This window comes from Kitasatospora sp. CMC57 (assembly GCF_045866025.2).
Classification (GTDB): Bacteria; Actinomycetota; Actinomycetes; order Streptomycetales; family Streptomycetaceae; genus Kitasatospora.
In genome coordinates this window covers 448,506-462,948 of record NZ_AP035881.2, presented here as the reverse complement: position 1 = coordinate 462,948, position 14,443 = coordinate 448,506, and the positions used below count along the sequence as shown (strand labels likewise).

Here is a 14,443-nt window from a genome sequence, read left to right as displayed (position 1 = left end):
GATCAGGGTGCGTCGGCGAGGCCGTGGGCGAGGGCGGCGGCGATGATGGTCGCGCCCCACAGGCCCCACGCTGCGACCGGTGCGTCGGAGGGCAGCAGGTTGGCGGCCAGCAGAGGCGGCCACGTGCGGTGGGCGGTCAGCGGGACTCGGGTGGGATCCTGCCGGTGACTTGGGGTCAGGCGCACGGCCGTGGTGGCGATCGCCGCGATCTGGAGGCCGATCAGGGCCCAGGCGAGGACCATGGCGGTCGCCGGGGGCGTGGACCGCGCCGGTTGCGGTCGGCGCGGGCGAGGACCGCGAACAGGACGGTGATACCGAGGAGGACGCCGAAGACGATCGCGGCCTCGGCGCAGCCGGGCAGACTGGAGATCAGATCCTCCCGGTGGCGTGGAGTTGGTCCCGGGGCGTCCTGCAGCAAGCCGCCCGAGTCGAGGAGTCTTCGTATCAGTGACGGTGCGCCGACTCAGGGGTGTGCGGTGTCGCGCAGCGCGGCGAGCCGCTTGCGGTACTCCTGGTCGTCGATCTCGCCGCGGGCGAACCGCTCGGCGAGCAGCTGCTCGGGCGAGGTTGGGCTCGGGGCGGCCGGCGGAGTCGGCGGCTCGGGGTGGATGGTCGAGCGGTCCAGTGCGCGGAAGAGCAGGACGCCGCCGATGACGAGCAGTGCGGTGAACAGCAGCATACCCAGGCTCATCCCGAACCAGCCCCAGCCGCTCATTCCGCCGTCGTGCCAGTACATCATCGCGGTCACCTCCCAGTGCCTCGTGGCGAGCCGCTCGGGATTGCCCGAAACCGGCTCCCACCTTCGACACTCCTCCGCCGGGGCGGCTTCGGCATGGGCCGTTCGGTCCCGTTCGGCCTGCCGACGGCCCCTACCCCCTGGGGGTAGCGCGGGAGGACAGTGGAAGGACGGACCGCGAGCGGGAGGTGGGCGCCATGGGAGTCGCCGATGTGGTGGTCGTCGTTGCCGCCGCCGTGCTGATCGGCGCTTTGGGCTGGTTCTTCTTCGGACCGCGCCGCGCCTCGTCCGCGCGGCTGGAGGGCCGGGTGCAGCGGGTGGACGTGACGGTGCGCGGCGGCTACCGGCCGGATGTGATCCGGCTGCGCCAGGGGATGCCGGCGGAGCTGGTCTTCGACCGGCAGGAGAGCGGCGAGTGCACCTCGCGGGTGGTCTTCCCGGACCTCAGGGTCCGCGCGGCGCTGCCCGCCTACCAGTGCACACCCGCACTGGTGCCGGCGGCACGACCGGCTTCGCGGAACACGGATATTCGTTCCGCATGGTCCCGCTGCCAGTGAAGGAGAGCGATCAGGTGGAGTTTCCAGTACCTGGCACACGGACGGGAGGACGTCGACGAGGCCGAATACCTCGCCCGTCGCGACGAAAGGCGGAGGGCCATCCGCTTGATCCACCCGGACTCTGAGCCCTGGGCCCGCCCGAGAGTCGGTGAGGCAGCCCTGTCCGCCCCAGATGAGACACCAGCGACCGACCTTGCCTATTCGTGGCTCTGGGAAGACCTCCGCACATTGGGCCTCGTAGCGGGCTTCCCGCCGCGATCCGGCAGGTGACACGCTGCGGCGACGGCAGCATTGCGCAGGCAGTGAACTCGACGTAAGGGCGGGCCTTCCTGACGCGACGGCGCGTCGGACCGGGGTTGGTTACGCGCTCGGCGTACTGCTCCAGGCTGTGACGCAGGGACGCGGCGGACTGCGTGGTGTGGATCGGTCGCGAGGCGGGGCAGGTGCCGAGCTGTCGGCGGCTGTTGTTGCGGCAGCCGCAGCGCGGGCTTCACCAGTTCCCAGCGCTCGGCGATGCCGGGTAACTGGGTCAGAGCTTGTGGTCGAAGACCGCCGTGACGGGCGCATGGTCGGACCAGCGCTCGGCGTGGGAGGCCGGCCGCTCCACGTAGGCCTCGGTACAGCGGCGTGCGATGCCCTCCGTTGTACAAACCAGGTCGATCCGCCAGCCGGAGTCGTTGTCGAAGGCGCGGCCGCGGTAGGACCACCAGGTGTAGGGGCCGTCCTGGTCGGGGTGGAGGGTGCGGACCACGTCGACGTAGCCGACCTCGTCGAGGACGCGGGAGAGCCAGGCGCGTTCCTCCGGGAGGAAGCCGGCGCTCTTCTGGTTGGCCTTCCAGTTCTTCAAGTCGGCTTCGCGGTGGGCAATGTTCCAGTCGCCGCAGACGATGACTTCACGGCCTTCGGACTCGGCGCGCTTGCGGAGTTCGGTGAGGTGCACCAGGAACTCGGCCATGAAGCGTTCCTTCTCGTCCTGGCGCTCGGTGCCGACCTCGCCGGAGGGGAGGTACAGGCTCGCGATGGTCAGGCCGGGAAGGTCGATTTCGACATACCTGCCCGAAATGTCGAATTCGGCCGAGCCGAAACCGATCACGGTCCGCGAAGGCTGCTGCCGGGACAGGATCGCCACGCCGGCCCTGCCCTTGCTGGCGGACGGCGCCCAGATGGCGTGCCAGCCGGGCAAGTCGCTTAGTTCGGTGGGGAGTTGCTCGGGTTCGGAGCGTACCTCCTGGAGGCAGATCACGTCCGCCTCGGTGGTCGCCAGCCACTCCAGCAGGCCCTTCTTGGCAGCTGCCCTGATCCCGTTCACGTTCACCGAAGTCACGATTGTCACTCGGGAAGGGTAACCGGCTGGTCGGGCCGCGATGTGCCCGGTCGGTCCGCGTCGTGAACGGTCTGTGAAGCCTGGTCCGATCACTGTCGGGCGAAGCCATTGGTCTTGACCATCTCAGCGGCGACCCCCTAGGGTCCTTACTGCAAAGACCTTTAATAAAGAAGGACGGATAAAGCCCGCCACTCCCACCTGCCGGAACACCGGGAGTGGGGCAGGCCCGCCGTCCTTCAGGGTGGAGGACACGGTGGGGCAGGGACAGCTCGCGGCGGCACCGGAGCCGAAGTACTGGCACCTGCGTACGGTGTTGGTGCGCACCATCGATGCGGAGTTCTCCACCGGCCAAGTCCTGCCGAACGAGCGGGAGTTGGCGTCCCGGTTCGGCGTGGCCAGGGCCACCCTGCGGCAGGCGCTCGACCAGCTGGAGCTGGAGGGCCGACTGGTCCGACGCCGTGGCATCGGCACGCTGATCGCCGCCCCCCGGGTCGGCGTCCCGGTCAGCCGGCGTGAGGAGGGCTGGCCCGGGGCCACCCGCAGCCAGTCCTGGCGCAGCATCGACTGCGTGAGCGCTCCGGCCTCCGCCCAGATCGCGCTGGCCCTCGGCATCGCGCCGGGCGAGACGGTGCACACCGTCCGCCGTCTGCGGCTGGTGCAGGGCCAGATCGTGGCCACCGAGTCGCTGCACGTGCCGGATTCGGTGCTGCCGCAGCTGCCCGCCGTCCCGCGCGTGGTCGGCGGCGAGGGCGAGCCGGCCCGCTCGGTGCTCCGGCGGTTGGAGCGGCTGGGCATCGACGGTGAGTCCCGTTCGGTGGAGCTCGGGGTCGCGGAGGCTGACCAGGCCGTCCTGCTGGAGCGTCCGCCGGGCACGCCGGTGCTGATCGTGACCACGCAGTACGCGTCGGCCGGCCGCCTGGTCGGGCTGGCCGTGTCGACCTACCGGGCCGACACCTGCAAGCTCACCTTCGGCGAGACCGGTCTGGTCGAGGTCACCGCGGTCGAGGCGCCGCAGCCGGTGGGAGCTGCTTCCTGAGGCGGTGCCACCTGCTGACAGCGTGACAGTGCCCCGCCGGCGGCTACGGCGGGGCACTTTCGTGCTCCGGCAGGGGTCAGCGGGCCGAGGCGCCCGGGGAGTCGACGGCGAAGAGCTGCTCCTCGACGGTGTCCAGGGCCACGCGCAGCGCGCCCATCGCCACCACCTCCTCGCCGAGTGCGGCGAGCACCACCTCGGGGGCCCGGAGGCAGTAGAGCGCCAGCTGCTCGCGCAGCGGCTCCAACACGCCGTCAAGGCCGGCCGCCCAGCCGCCGACCACCACGATCTCCGGGTCGAGGGCCAGCACCAGCGCGGCGACGTCGTGCACCAGCCGGCGCAGAAAGCGGTCCATCGCGACCTGGGCCACCTGGTCGCCCTCGCGGGCCAGCCGGAGGACCCGGGCCACCGCGGCCTCGTCCAGCGGGTCGAGCGGCTTGCCGGTGGTGGAGAGCAGCCGCTCAGGGGTGGCCTCCTGGCCGAGCAGGTGCAGCGCGCCGATCTCGCCCGCCGCGCCGCCGAAGCCCCGGTGCAGTCGGCCGTTGATGAGCGAACCGGCGCCGGGGCTGAGCCCGGCCATCACGAAGACCAGATCGCCCTTGCCGACCGCCGCGCCCTGCCAGTGTTCGGCGATGGCAGCCAGGTTGGCGTCGTTCTCGATCATCACGGGGCACCGGAACGAGCGGCGCAGCCGGGCTCCGAGGTCAAGGCCGGTCCAGCCGGGCATCGCGGTGCCCAGTTGGACGGTGCCTTCGCGGTCGACGATGCCGGGGCTGCCGACCGCGACCGCCCAGAGGCTGTCCCGCGAGACGCCGGCCTTCCGAAGCACCTCGGCGACGGTGGTGCGGGTCAGGGCGAGCCGCTCGTCCGGGGGGAGGGTCTCGGCCGCGCTCCTGGCGTGGCTGCCGAGCACCCGGCCGGTCAGGTCGGCCAGGATGACCCGGATCTCGTGCACGCCGATCTCGATGCCGAGGATGTGCCCGGCCTCCGCGCGGAACCTGAACCAGCGGGCCGGACGGCCGCGTTGGCGACCGCCGTCCTGCGACTGCTCGACCTCGGTGACGAGTCCGGCCTCGATCAGACCCTCGATCACGCCTTCGACGGTGGGCCGGGAGAGCCCGGTGTCGCCCACCAGCTGGGTGAGCGTGACCGCCTGTCCGTCGCGGAGCGCCCGCAGGGTCACCGCAGCGTTGATCCGACGCAACAGCGAGGAGTCTCCTCCGGTGAGCCGATCCGCCAAGTCGCTGCCCTTCCGCAGATTCGCGCGACAGCAGTGGCGCGCGTACCGAGTGCGCGGACGACGTCCCAGCGTGCCCCCGCGTGATGAACCGACCGGACTGCGCGACACGGGGTACGGGCGCCGGAGGGCGTGAGCCGGATGCTACTCGGCGGCCCATCGGCCCGCGAGCGTTTCCGCAGCTCATCACCTGTTCGGTATGAAAACGGTACGTAGCCCGCTGGTCCGGCGGCGTGCAGGGCAGGTGGTGGTGACCAGGGACGGGGCCTGTGCTGCTCAGCGCAGCGAGAGGCCCCGTCCCGCTGTCCGTCCCGGTGAGGGGGATCGGACCGCGTCGGTTCTACAGGCCGAGCAGGCCCAGGCCCAGAAGGCCGTGGTAGTGCTGCTGGCCGTGGCCGTGGTGGTGGCCGGAGCTGCCGTGGCTGTGCTGGGCCCCGCTGCTGCTGGAGTGGTACGTGGTGCTCTCGTCGTAGCTCACGTTGCTCGTGCTCGCGTGCACCTGGTGGTTGTAGTGCTGGTGGGCGCCACGGACGGGTGAGTCCGCCAGAGCGGTGCCGGCGGCCGGGACCGCGACGATGCCCGCGGTCAGGGCGACGGTTGCCACGGTCCGAGCCATGCGCTTGTTCATGAGGTGTCACTTTCGTCAGGGGAGGGACAGTTCCGCTCCTGCCACGAGCGACGCTATGAACCAGCGGCGGCAACTGCACCCCGGAGTCGGCCACTTGGGTCACCGTCCGACCGGGCGCCGACAGTCGCTCAGGTCGGCCCCCGAACAAGCCCTGAGACGACTGGGCGTCACGGGCAAGCCGGCAGGGCGAGGGTGCCGAATCACCACCAGGAAGCCCTGCTGCCCGGGTGGCACCTTCGCCTCCGGGAGACCGGCAGGGACCCAGCTCCGCAAGGACCGATCACCATGAAAGCCTCACTTCTCGCACCAGCGATAGCCGCCGTCCTGCTCGGCGCGGGCGCCGTGCCGGCCGTAGCCCACGAGGGGCCCGGAAGCGACGAGGGGCGGCACACCGCGTCCGCGTCCGTCGCGACCGGGGTCTCCCCGTTCCTGTCCCAGCAGCGCTCGGTGTTCACCCTGGCGATCCTGCTGCCGGTGCCGACCAACCACGTACACGGCGTCGGGACCGCCACGGTGCAGCTCAACAGCAACAACACCGCACGTATCACGGTCAACGCCACCGGCCTGCTCGACCAGGCACCCCACGCCATGCACATTCACGCCAAGGGAAACGGCGAGTGCCCGAACGCGAGCGCAGCCGGTATCCACAACGGCCGGCGCGCGATGAGCACCACCGATGGCCTGCCTGCCTATGGCCCGATCGGTGCCTCGCTCACCCTACGCGGCGACACCAGCCCCGCCAGTGCCCTTGCCGTGGACCGCTTCCCCTCCACCGGGACCTTCCACTACTCGCGCACCATCCAGCTCACCAGCGACATCGCCCAGCAGGTCCGCAGTGACAACGCCGTCGTCGTGGTCCACGGCATCGACTACAACGGCAACGGCCGCTACGACAACGTCCTCGGCCCCAGCGAGCTCGACCCCGCCTTCCCCATGGAAGCCACCGCCCCGGCCCTCTGCGGCCCCCTGCACTGACCGGGACTTCCTTGATCGGGCACCGTGCCGCCGGGCTTGTCGGACCGCCCTGGGCGCGATGCCCACGCCCGACCGGAGCGGCTCCGCTGACCGCAGATCACGCCCGCGACCGCGCGCCACGGTATCGGGTCCAGTCAGAGGCTTCGTGCTGCCGGCAGCCGGTATGACCTCTCCACCCAGTGCACTAGGGTCGCCTCACCGTTCAAAGATGGAGGCAGACCGGGTGTTGAGCACTCAAGGCAGTGTCACCGACTTCGTAGGCAGGTCCACCGTTGTCGGCCCGGTACCTTTCGTGCCCGAAGTTCGACTGCACCTCGCGGGGGCCGCGATCCCGTTGTGGGAGGAACTGGAAGCGTTGACGGGCGAGACCAATTCGGCGCCGCCTTTCTGGGCGTTCGCTTGGGCGGGCGGCGTCGCCATCGCGCGCTACGTGCTGGATCACCCGGAAGTGGTGAGGGGACGCACGGTCCTGGATATCGCGGCCGGCTCCGGTGTGGTCTCGGTCGCGGCTGCGAAGGCTGGTGCGGTGTCGGTTCGAGCCGTCGAGATCGACCCCTTCGCGATCGCTGCGATCAGGCTGAACGCGGATGCCAACGCAGTGAACATCCAGGCCGAGTGTGTGGATCTGCTGGGCGGGGACGGAGCACCTGCCGGCGTCGTGCTGGCCGGTGACGTGTTCTACGAGCGCACGATGGCTGCGCGGTTCCTGCCGTTCCTCGAACGCGCCTGCCGACGGGGGGCCGTCGTCCTTGTCGGCGACCCCGGCAGGGCGTACCTGCCGGCTGAGCGCTTTCAGAAGGTGGCCCAGTACGAGGTGCCGGTGTCCGCGGACCTGGAGGACAAGCCCGTGAAGACCACCACGGTCTGGCGACTGGTCGCCTGATCGACTGATGGTCTGCCCTGACGGGCCCGAAGAGGCGGGTCTGAACCCGGCAGGCCCTTGCCACCTGAGGGGGCGGCGGTCGCCGAGCCGTGAGGGAGAAGGTCTCAGGTCAGCGGCTTGGTCCAGCGGCGCCAGTGGTCCTCGCGGCCGTAGCCGGCGGCGGCCCAGGCGTGCCGGGCGCGCTCGTTGTCCTCCAGGACCATGGCGTCCCCCCGTCGGCCGCCCAGGGCGACGAACCGCTGTTCGGCGGCGGCCAGCAGTGTCTTGGAGATGCCCTGCCGCCGGTGCGAGGGCAGGACCGCGAGGCGGTAGAGCGAGGCCCGCCAACCATCCCAGCCCGCGATCACGGTGCCGACGAGCAGCCCGTCCAGCTCCGCCACGATCAGGGCTTCGGGGTCGCGCTCGATCAGGCGCGAGACGCCGGCCTCGTCGTCCGTGATGCTGGTGCCCTCGGCGGCCCGGGACCAGAAGGCCAGCAGGTCGGGCACCTCGGCCAGGTGTGCGGTGCGGATCTTGATCGTGGTCACGACGACCTGTCTAGCAGCAGTCGGCCGCCGCAGCAGAGTGGGATATCTCATTCGGCGAGACGCGCCGGGGGGACCGTGGGCGCTCGCGCAGCAGCAGGGCGGCGGTGGCGGCGGCCAGAGCGGTGAGGCCGTGCACGCCGTACGCGGTGCCGGGGGAGCCGCCGTTGTTCAGGACGATCAGCATGTCCCCGGTGGGACCACGGCTGAAGCGGCCAGCGCCCAGCCCAGCGCGCGCCGTTGGCCGTTCAGCAGCAGGGCCAGGATGACCAGGCCGGAGGCGCAGTAGCGGACGCCCTTGACCGTCAGGAAGGCCTTGCCGTCGTGCTGCGGCCAGCTGGACACCCCGAAGCCGGGTGCCATCGACTGCGGTGCGACCAGGTAGCTGAGGCCGATGTAGAGGATGAACGCGCTACCGGTGGCGGCCAGGGAGGTGGTGAGGTGCTTGAGCTTCACGGTGCTACTCCTACGGGGGAGTTGAGGGATCAGGGCCGGGTGCCGCGTACGGTGCGGACCCGGCGGTCGTACAGCGGGCGGCAGACCAGGGACCAGAGCAGCCGGGCCGGCCGGGGCAGCCCGCCCAGCACCATGGCGTGCTCGGACGGGTTGGCGTCCTCCAGCACGATGCCGAGGAAGAGCAACAGCTTGGGCGTGGGTGTGCTGGTGAGGAAGTGCTCGCCCAGCGCGTTCCACTCGGGCACGCGCAGCTGCCGGGCGGCCAGGGGTAGCAATTCCCTTTCCTCGTCGTCGAGATGCTCGGTCAGCAGCGTGCGGTGTTCGGTCAGTGCAGCCACCAGGGCGTCACGTTCGTCCTCGGCGGCGGCGGGTTCCCAGGCGAGGACGGCCGCCTCGGCGGCGGCCAGCGAGGCGGCCACCGGGGGAGCGGCGGAGCTGTACGAGGCGTTGCTGCCCTACCGCGACGCTCCGCCGCCCTCCTCGGGGTTGACCGTGGCGGTCCGCCCCGTGGCGCACACCTCGGGCGAACCGGCGGCGCTGCTGGGTCGGGAGGCCGATGCGCGGTCGCACTTCGCCCGGGCGGCGGAGATCGCCGGGCAGTGGCGGCCGGGACGGTAGCGGCCCGGAGGGGGTGGCGCGCGCCGGCGTGCGCTCGCGCCGGCGGGTCAGCCGGGTGGCAGGTGGGAGGCGGTGTGGACGTACTGGTGGCAGTCATGTCACCCGACGTACTGGAGTTGCTCTGATGCGTATTGCCCTCGCCGCCGGTGCGGCCCTGCTGATCTCGTCCGCCGGTCTGCCGCTCGCCGGGGTCGCCCACGCCCAGGACCGGGACTGCCCCGAGTTCCAGACACAGCCCGAGGCGCAGGCGGTCTTCAACATGGACCGCTCCGACCCGAACGGGCTGGATGCCGACCACGACGGGATCGCCTGCGAGAGCCTGCCGGCGGGTCTGCCGGCGGCAGCCGCCCCGAGTGGCGGCGCCAGCCCGGGTGCCGCTGCCAGTCCGGCGGGCCCGGCCAATACCGCCACTCCCGCTCCGCTGGTCCCACCGGCTCCGGCGCCGCACGGTGCGGTGGCGGCGGGCACCGGCCCGGCGGAGAGCGGCAGCACGACACTGGCGTTCTCGCTGGGCGCCGCCGCGGCGCTGGCGGCGGGTGGTGCGGTCGCGGTCCGCCGCCGTCAGGCCGCGCAGGAGAGCTGACGCTGACCGGGCCTCGGCCCTGGCCGGGACGGTAGCCCGCCGTCCCGGCCCCCGCCCGTAGCGAGGAGGAGCGCATGGCCACGTCCTTCGGCGACCGACGGCGAGCCGGGCGGTCGGCGTCCTGGCTGCTTCTCGCGCTGTCCGGACTGCTGGCCTTCGGTGCCTGGCAGCTCAGCCCGAGCGAACCGGCGCGGCCGGCCGTGCCGGTGGCCGTACCGGCGCAGGTCACCATCCCGGTGGTGGTCGCACCGGCGACGGCGGTCGACGGGCTGCCGCGCTCCGTACCGGTCCGGGTCCGGATTCCGGCCCTGGGTACTGACACGCCGCTGCTGCAGCTGACTCTCGATCAGGCTGGCGCGCTGCGCCCGCCCGACCCGGAGGACCCCGCGCAGGCGGGCTGGTACGCGGCCGGAACCAGCCCGGGAGAGACCGGCACCGCGCTCATCACCGGGCACGTGGACACCGTTCACGGCCCAGCCGCCTTCTTCGGCCTGTCCACCCTGACGGCCGGTCAGCGGATCGAGGTGGACCGCGCCGACGGCACCACCGCCCGCTTCACCGTGGACGCGGTGGAGAACCTGCCCAAGGACGGCTTCCCCGACCAGCGCGTCTACGGGGCCGCCTCACGCCCCGAACTGCGCCTGATCACCTGCGGCGGCCACTACGACCGGGCGCACGGTGGCTACCAGGACAACACGGTGGTGTACGCCCACCTGGTCTGACTGTCCGTCAGGCCGGGTGCGCCGCCGTGAAGGCGATGGCGTCCCAGCTGCCGCCGAGGGGCGGGGCCAGGAAGGACTTGGCCAGGGTGGCGAAGTCGGGCGAGTGCGGAGCGCCGTACGGGAGGGCGCCGAGCAGCGGGGCGTCGGCGGCGCGGGGGAGGTCGGTGAGGTTGCAGCGGGTGGCGAGATCCGGCTCCGCGGGCCAACTGCCGATCACCACGCCGAGGGTGTCCAGGCCGCGGCTGCGCAGCGCCTCGGCGGTGAGCGCGGTGGTGTTGAGGGTGCCGAGCCCGGCGGAGGCCACCACGAGGACCTGGACCGGGAGACCCAGGGCGGCGGTGGCGAGCGCCTGGTCGGCAAGGGTGTGGCCGTCGGCGTCGTAGCGGACCAGCAGTCCGCCCGCTCCCTCGACCAGTACCAGCCGGTGTGCGTCGGCGAGTTCGGCCACGGCGGCGGCCACCTGCTGCGGGCGCAGCGTGGGCAGGCCGGACCGGCGGGCGGCGGTGTCAGGCGCCAACGGGTCCGGGTAGCGGGCCAGTTCACGGATGGTGACGTGCGGCCCCGCCAGCCGGACGACCTCCTCGGCGTCCCCGGGCTCGGTCGCGGTGACCCCGGTCTGGCCGGGCTTCAGCACGGCCACCGACGGGGCGAGCGCGGTGACGGCCGCGGTGACGGCGGTCTTGCCGACCTCGGTGCCGGTGCCGGTGACGAAGAGGACGGTGGCGGTCATCCGGCCACCGCCGCGGCGGCCACGGCCGTGGTGATCCGGGCCAGGTCGGCGTCGGAGGTGACGAACGGGGGCATGGTGTAGAGCAGGTCTCGGAACGGCCGGAGCCAGACGCCCTCGCGGGCGGCGGCCTCGGTGGCGGCCCGGACGTCCACCGGGTGGTCGAGCTGGACCACGCCGATCGCCCCGAGCACCCGGACGTCGGCGACGCCGGGGATCGTGGCCGCCTCGGCCAGTCCCTCGGTCAGTCCGGCCTCGATCCGCTTCACCTCGGTCCGCCAGTCCTGCCGGAGCAGCAGGTCGATCGAGGCGTTGGCGACGGCGGCGGCCAGTGGGTTGCCCATGAAGGTCGGCCCGTGCGCCAGCACCGGCAGTTCGCCCTGGCTGATGCCGTCGGCGATCCTGGCCGTGCACAGGGTGGCGGCCATGGTGAGGTAGCCGCCGGTGAGGGCCTTGCCCAGGCAGAGCACGTCGGGGGAGACGCCGGCGTGGTCGGCGGCGAACAGTTCGCCGGTCCGGCCGAAGCCGGTGGCGATCTCGTCGAAGATCAGCAACACGCCGTGCCGGTCGCAGAGTTCGCGCAGCAGCCGCAGGTAGCCGGGGGAGTGGAAGCGCATCCCGCCGGCGCCCTGCACCACCGGCTCGACGATCACCGCGGCCAGCTCGTCCGCGTGCTCGGCGATCAGGGTGGCGAGCTGTTCGGCGTACGCCTCGTCCGGCTCGGCGGTGAAGCCGGCCGGCGGCTCGGCCGCGAACAGCTGACGCGGCAGCACCCCGGCCCAGAGCTGGTGCATCCCGCCCTCGGGGTCGCAGACCGACATCGGGTGGAAGGTGTCACCGTGGTAGCCGCCGCGCCAGGTGAGCAGTCGGCGCTTCTCGGGGCGGCCGATGGACTGCCAGTACTGCAGGCACATCTTGATCGCGACCTCGACGGCCACCGAACCGGAGTCGGCCAGGAACACGTGCCGCAGCGGTTCGGGGGTGATCTCCACCAGTCTGGCCGCCAGCCGGACGGCGGGTTCGTGGGTGAGTCCGCCGAACATCACGTGGCTCATCCGGCCCAGCTGGTCCCGGACCGCCTCGTCCAGCACCGGGTGCCGGTAGCCGTGGATCGCGGCCCACCAGGAGGACATCCCGTCGATCAGCTCCCGGTGCCCGGCCACCGGCTCGGCGAGCCGGAGCCGGACCCCGGCGGCGGACTCGACCACGTACGGGGTCGAGGTGCCGGGCATCGGCGCGTACGGGTGCCAGACGTGGGCGCGGTCGAGGTCGAGAAGGGTGTTCACGGTGCGTCAGTTCCTAGGCGTTCGGGGCCAGTTCGGTGCCCGCGCCACGGCGGCGGACCCGGACCAGGTCGGAGCGCACCTCGTCGTTCTCGTGCGTGCCGACGGAGCTGCCGACGGACGCGCCGACGGCCGTCTCGGCGGGCGCGTCGGTGTGGCCGCCGCACGGGCCGCAGCCGCCGGTGCCGCAGGCGTGCGCCTGCTCGGCGTCCGCGGAGCTGCCGCAGCCGCCGCCACCCGTGCCGCAGCCGCCGCCGAGGCCGGCCTCCGAGCGGTGCCGGGGCAGGGTCGGCTCGCCCGCGCCCTCCACCTCGAAGCCCGCGTCCGCGATCATGTCGAGGTCGGTCTGACCAGCCTGGCCCTCGCTGGTGAGGTAGTCGCCGAGGAAGATCGAGTTGGCGATGTGCAGGCCGAGCGGCTGCATCGAGCGCAGGTGCACCTCGCGGCCACCGGCGATCCGCACCTCGACGTCCGGGCAGACGAAGCGGACCATCGCCAGGATGCGCAGGCAGCGCTGCGGGGTGAGGTTCCACTCCTTGGCCAGCGGGGTGCCCTCGAACGGGATGAGGAAGTTGACCGGCACCGAGTCCGAGCCGATCTCGCGGAGCGCGAAGACCACGTCCACCAGGTCCTCGTCGGTCTCGCCCATGCCCGCGATCAGGCCGGAGCAGGCGGAGAGTCCGGCGCCGTGCGCCTTGCTGACGGTGTCCACCCGGTCGGCGTAGGTGTGGGTGGTGGTGATGTCGCCGTAGGTGGCTTCCGAGGTGTTCAGGTTGTGGTTGTAGGCGTCGGCGCCCGCCGCCTTCAGCCGCTCGGCCTGGTTGTCGGAGAGCAGGCCCAGACAGGCGCATACCTCGACGGCCTCGTTCGCGTCCTTGATGGCGGCGATGGTGTCGGCCACCCGGTCGATGTCACGGTCCGTCGGACCGCGTCCGCTGGCGACCAGGCAGACCCGCTTCGCGCCGCCCGCGAGCCCGGCGGCGGCGGCCTCGGCGGCCTGCTCGGGCTTGAGCCAGGTGTACTTGAGGATCTCGGCCTTGGACCCCAGCCGCTGCGAGCAGTAGTTGCAGTCCTCGGGGCAGAGGCCGCTCTTGAGGTTCACCAGGTAGTTGAGCTTGACCCGGCGGCCGAACCACTGGCGGCGCACCCGGCCGGCGGCCGCGACCACGTCGAGCAACTCGTCATCGGTCGTGGCGAGTACGGCGAGGGCCTCCTCCCGGGTGGGTGTTTCCCGGCGCAGGCCCTTGGCGGTGAGGGTGTCAAGCAGATCCATGGGCCTGATCCTGCCCGGGTGACCAGGAGTCGCGCCAGAGGGAACCACCCAGAAGATCCCCTGGAACGTGTGCGGGTTGTCACAGTCGCCCCGATGCGGTACGGCCGGGCCCCCGCGAGTCGGTTGTTCTGATCATCGGCTTAGAATCTGCGCCATGACCACGCAGGGGGAACGCCACACCCATCGGGCGCACGGCAGCCGACGCAGGATGATCGCCCTCTGCACGGCCGGCGCGGTGGCGGTCGCCATCGGCGTGTTGCTTACCGAGACCGGTGACTGGCTCGAGGGCGCCGGGCGGACCACCGCCGAGGCCAGGCGGGCATTGTCCACCGACGCCGTCCCGCCCTTGCAGCCGCTGTCGGAGAAGGACTTCTTCGTCGCCGAGCGGTACTTCCCGGCCACCCGGCCGATCGACCAGGACGGGTACAAGGCCCAGCGCACCCTGGGACACCAGGGCGAGGACTGCACGCTCACGCTGGCCGACCGCGCCCACGACGTGCTGCGCGAAACCGGCTGCCAGGGCTACGTGGTGGTCGGTTACCTGCGCGAGGACCGGCAGGTGGTCAGCAGCGTGACGGTGCTCCGCTACGCCGACCAGGCGGCGGCCGAGAAGGCCCGGCAGGTGCTGGCGGCGGACAGCGCCGCGATCGCCTTCGTGACGGCCGATCCCGCCGCCCCCACCCCCATCGGTTCACCCGCGCCGGGCGCGGCCAAGCCGGTGACCGACACTCAGGTGGAGGCTGTCGGCCACTACCTGACCGTCACCTCCTCCCGCTTCGCCGACCAGCGGCCGTCCGCCCCCGCGAACGACGGCTCGCTGGGCGCGGCGACCCGGGCGGTGTCGTTCACCGCCCGGGCGCCGTTCATGTGGCTCTGACCCCGGG

At 72.1% G+C, this 14,443-nt stretch carries 20 protein-coding genes; 8 read left to right on the top strand and 12 right to left on the bottom strand.

Going from position 1 to position 14,443, the window contains the following annotated elements; genetic code table 11:
• Positions 1-2 precede the first annotated feature (2 nt).
• Both ACKUU6_RS02180 and ACKUU6_RS02175 read right to left on the bottom strand, forming a co-directional pair.
• Positions 3-242 carry a hypothetical protein gene (locus ACKUU6_RS02180; protein ID WP_407986676.1) on the bottom strand — a complete coding sequence of 80 codons (240 nt, stop codon included), beginning with the start codon at positions 240-242 and terminating at the stop codon, positions 3-5.
• 221 nt (positions 243-463) lie between these two features.
• A complete protein-coding gene (locus ACKUU6_RS02175; protein ID WP_407986675.1) occupies positions 464-739 on the bottom strand; it encodes an SHOCT domain-containing protein in 276 nt (91 codons plus the stop codon).
• Positions 740-933: 194 nt separating this feature from the next.
• Between ACKUU6_RS02175 and ACKUU6_RS02170 the strand changes: the two genes are divergently transcribed.
• The gene (locus ACKUU6_RS02170) at positions 934-1,293 is read left to right on the top strand and encodes a hypothetical protein (RefSeq protein WP_407986674.1); all 360 of its coding nucleotides are present in this window, start codon (positions 934-936) and stop codon (positions 1,291-1,293) included.
• Positions 1,294-1,822: 529 nt separating this feature from the next.
• Here the strand turns inward: ACKUU6_RS02170 and ACKUU6_RS02165 are convergent.
• Positions 1,823-2,626 (bottom strand): exodeoxyribonuclease III, encoded by an 804-nt coding sequence (locus ACKUU6_RS02165; RefSeq protein WP_407986673.1) that lies wholly within the window; start codon positions 2,624-2,626, stop codon positions 1,823-1,825.
• Between the two features lie 244 nt (positions 2,627-2,870).
• Here ACKUU6_RS02165 and ACKUU6_RS02160 point away from each other — a divergent pair, with 244 nt between their 5' ends.
• Positions 2,871-3,653: a GntR family transcriptional regulator gene (locus ACKUU6_RS02160; protein ID WP_407986672.1), complete on the top strand. Its 783-nt coding sequence runs from the start codon at positions 2,871-2,873 to the stop codon at positions 3,651-3,653.
• 76 nt (positions 3,654-3,729) lie between these two features.
• On the opposite strand, the gene ACKUU6_RS02155 is transcribed toward ACKUU6_RS02160, so the two are convergent.
• The gene (locus ACKUU6_RS02155) at positions 3,730-4,890 is read right to left on the bottom strand and encodes an ROK family transcriptional regulator (RefSeq protein ID WP_407986671.1); all 1,161 of its coding nucleotides are present in this window, start codon (positions 4,888-4,890) and stop codon (positions 3,730-3,732) included.
• A 337-nt stretch (positions 4,891-5,227) separates the two neighbouring features.
• The gene (locus ACKUU6_RS02150) at positions 5,228-5,515 is read right to left on the bottom strand and encodes a hypothetical protein (RefSeq protein ID WP_408649621.1); all 288 of its coding nucleotides are present in this window, start codon (positions 5,513-5,515) and stop codon (positions 5,228-5,230) included.
• Between the two features lie 285 nt (positions 5,516-5,800).
• On the opposite strand from ACKUU6_RS02150, the gene ACKUU6_RS02145 reads away from it, so the two are divergent.
• Positions 5,801-6,490: a hypothetical protein gene (locus ACKUU6_RS02145; protein WP_407986669.1), complete on the top strand. Its 690-nt coding sequence runs from the start codon at positions 5,801-5,803 to the stop codon at positions 6,488-6,490.
• Positions 6,491-6,698: 208 nt separating this feature from the next.
• On the top strand, positions 6,699-7,373 hold the full coding sequence (locus ACKUU6_RS02140; protein WP_407986668.1) for a class I SAM-dependent methyltransferase: 675 nt from the start codon (positions 6,699-6,701) through the stop codon (positions 7,371-7,373).
• A 104-nt stretch (positions 7,374-7,477) separates the two neighbouring features.
• On the opposite strand, the gene ACKUU6_RS02135 is transcribed toward ACKUU6_RS02140, so the two are convergent.
• The 4 genes from ACKUU6_RS02135 to ACKUU6_RS02120 are packed head-to-tail and all read right to left on the bottom strand — an operon-like array spanning position 7,478 to position 8,772.
• On the bottom strand, positions 7,478-7,900 hold the full coding sequence (locus ACKUU6_RS02135; protein WP_407986667.1) for a GNAT family N-acetyltransferase: 423 nt from the start codon (positions 7,898-7,900) through the stop codon (positions 7,478-7,480).
• 10 nt (positions 7,901-7,910) lie between these two features.
• Positions 7,911-8,084, bottom strand: a complete 174-nt coding sequence (locus ACKUU6_RS02130) for a hypothetical protein (RefSeq protein ID WP_407986666.1) — start codon at positions 8,082-8,084, stop codon at positions 7,911-7,913.
• On the bottom strand, positions 8,078-8,353 hold the full coding sequence (locus ACKUU6_RS02125) for a DUF4267 domain-containing protein (protein WP_407986665.1): 276 nt from the start codon (positions 8,351-8,353) through the stop codon (positions 8,078-8,080). Before ACKUU6_RS02125 ends, ACKUU6_RS02130 begins: the two co-directional genes overlap by 7 nt.
• A gap of 29 nt (positions 8,354-8,382) precedes the next feature.
• Positions 8,383-8,772, bottom strand: coding sequence for a hypothetical protein (locus tag ACKUU6_RS02120; RefSeq protein ID WP_407986663.1), 390 nt, complete (start codon positions 8,770-8,772; stop codon positions 8,383-8,385).
• A 73-nt stretch (positions 8,773-8,845) separates the two neighbouring features.
• Here ACKUU6_RS02120 and ACKUU6_RS02115 point away from each other — a divergent pair, with 73 nt between their 5' ends.
• The 3 genes from ACKUU6_RS02115 to ACKUU6_RS02105 all read left to right on the top strand — a co-directional run bounded on the left by ACKUU6_RS02115 (position 8,846) and on the right by ACKUU6_RS02105 (position 10,276).
• Positions 8,846-8,971, top strand: coding sequence for a hypothetical protein (locus ACKUU6_RS02115; protein WP_407986662.1), 126 nt, complete (start codon positions 8,846-8,848; stop codon positions 8,969-8,971).
• 124 nt (positions 8,972-9,095) lie between these two features.
• Positions 9,096-9,554, top strand: coding sequence for an excalibur calcium-binding domain-containing protein (locus ACKUU6_RS02110; protein ID WP_407986661.1), 459 nt, complete (start codon positions 9,096-9,098; stop codon positions 9,552-9,554).
• A 74-nt stretch (positions 9,555-9,628) separates the two neighbouring features.
• Positions 9,629-10,276: a class F sortase gene (locus tag ACKUU6_RS02105; protein ID WP_407986660.1), complete on the top strand. Its 648-nt coding sequence runs from the start codon at positions 9,629-9,631 to the stop codon at positions 10,274-10,276.
• Between the two features lie 7 nt (positions 10,277-10,283).
• Here the strand turns inward: ACKUU6_RS02105 and bioD are convergent, their stop codons facing one another.
• From bioD to bioB, 3 genes are all read right to left on the bottom strand, one after another.
• Positions 10,284-11,006: a dethiobiotin synthase gene (bioD, locus tag ACKUU6_RS02100; protein ID WP_407986659.1), complete on the bottom strand. Its 723-nt coding sequence runs from the start codon at positions 11,004-11,006 to the stop codon at positions 10,284-10,286.
• On the bottom strand, positions 11,003-12,235 hold the full coding sequence (locus tag ACKUU6_RS02095) for an adenosylmethionine--8-amino-7-oxononanoate transaminase (RefSeq protein WP_407992021.1): 1,233 nt from the start codon (positions 12,233-12,235) through the stop codon (positions 11,003-11,005). The genes bioD and ACKUU6_RS02095 overlap by 4 nt, the downstream gene beginning before the upstream one ends.
• Before the next feature lie 67 nt (positions 12,236-12,302).
• Positions 12,303-13,559, bottom strand: a complete 1,257-nt coding sequence (bioB, locus tag ACKUU6_RS02090; protein WP_407986658.1) for a biotin synthase BioB — start codon at positions 13,557-13,559, stop codon at positions 12,303-12,305.
• A 154-nt stretch (positions 13,560-13,713) separates the two neighbouring features.
• Here bioB and ACKUU6_RS02085 point away from each other — a divergent pair, with 154 nt between their 5' ends.
• Positions 13,714-14,436 (top strand): hypothetical protein, encoded by a 723-nt coding sequence (locus ACKUU6_RS02085; protein WP_407986657.1) that lies wholly within the window; start codon positions 13,714-13,716, stop codon positions 14,434-14,436.
• The last annotated feature ends 7 nt before the right edge of the window (positions 14,437-14,443 follow it).

Coding starts and splice junctions, on each gene's coding strand:
- ACKUU6_RS02180 (WP_407986676.1), bottom strand. CDS start 242: ATGGTCCTCGCCTGGGCCCTGATCGGCCTCCAGATCGCGGCGATCGCC.
- ACKUU6_RS02175 (WP_407986675.1), bottom strand. CDS start 739: ATGATGTACTGGCACGACGGCGGAATGAGCGGCTGGGGCTGGTTCGGG.
- ACKUU6_RS02170 (WP_407986674.1), top strand. CDS start 934: ATGGGAGTCGCCGATGTGGTGGTCGTCGTTGCCGCCGCCGTGCTGATC.
- ACKUU6_RS02150 (WP_408649621.1), bottom strand. CDS start 5,515: ATGAACAAGCGCATGGCTCGGACCGTGGCAACCGTCGCCCTGACCGCG.
- ACKUU6_RS02145 (WP_407986669.1), top strand. CDS start 5,801: ATGAAAGCCTCACTTCTCGCACCAGCGATAGCCGCCGTCCTGCTCGGC.
- ACKUU6_RS02140 (WP_407986668.1), top strand. CDS start 6,699: ATGGAGGCAGACCGGGTGTTGAGCACTCAAGGCAGTGTCACCGACTTC.
- ACKUU6_RS02130 (WP_407986666.1), bottom strand. CDS start 8,084: ATGCTGATCGTCCTGAACAACGGCGGCTCCCCCGGCACCGCGTACGGC.
- ACKUU6_RS02110 (WP_407986661.1), top strand. CDS start 9,096: ATGCGTATTGCCCTCGCCGCCGGTGCGGCCCTGCTGATCTCGTCCGCC.
- ACKUU6_RS02105 (WP_407986660.1), top strand. CDS start 9,629: ATGGCCACGTCCTTCGGCGACCGACGGCGAGCCGGGCGGTCGGCGTCC.
- bioD (WP_407986659.1), bottom strand. CDS start 11,006: ATGACCGCCACCGTCCTCTTCGTCACCGGCACCGGCACCGAGGTCGGC.
- ACKUU6_RS02095 (WP_407992021.1), bottom strand. CDS start 12,235: ATGCCCGGCACCTCGACCCCGTACGTGGTCGAGTCCGCCGCCGGGGTC.
- bioB (WP_407986658.1), bottom strand. CDS start 13,559: ATGGATCTGCTTGACACCCTCACCGCCAAGGGCCTGCGCCGGGAAACA.
- ACKUU6_RS02085 (WP_407986657.1), top strand. CDS start 13,714: ATGACCACGCAGGGGGAACGCCACACCCATCGGGCGCACGGCAGCCGA.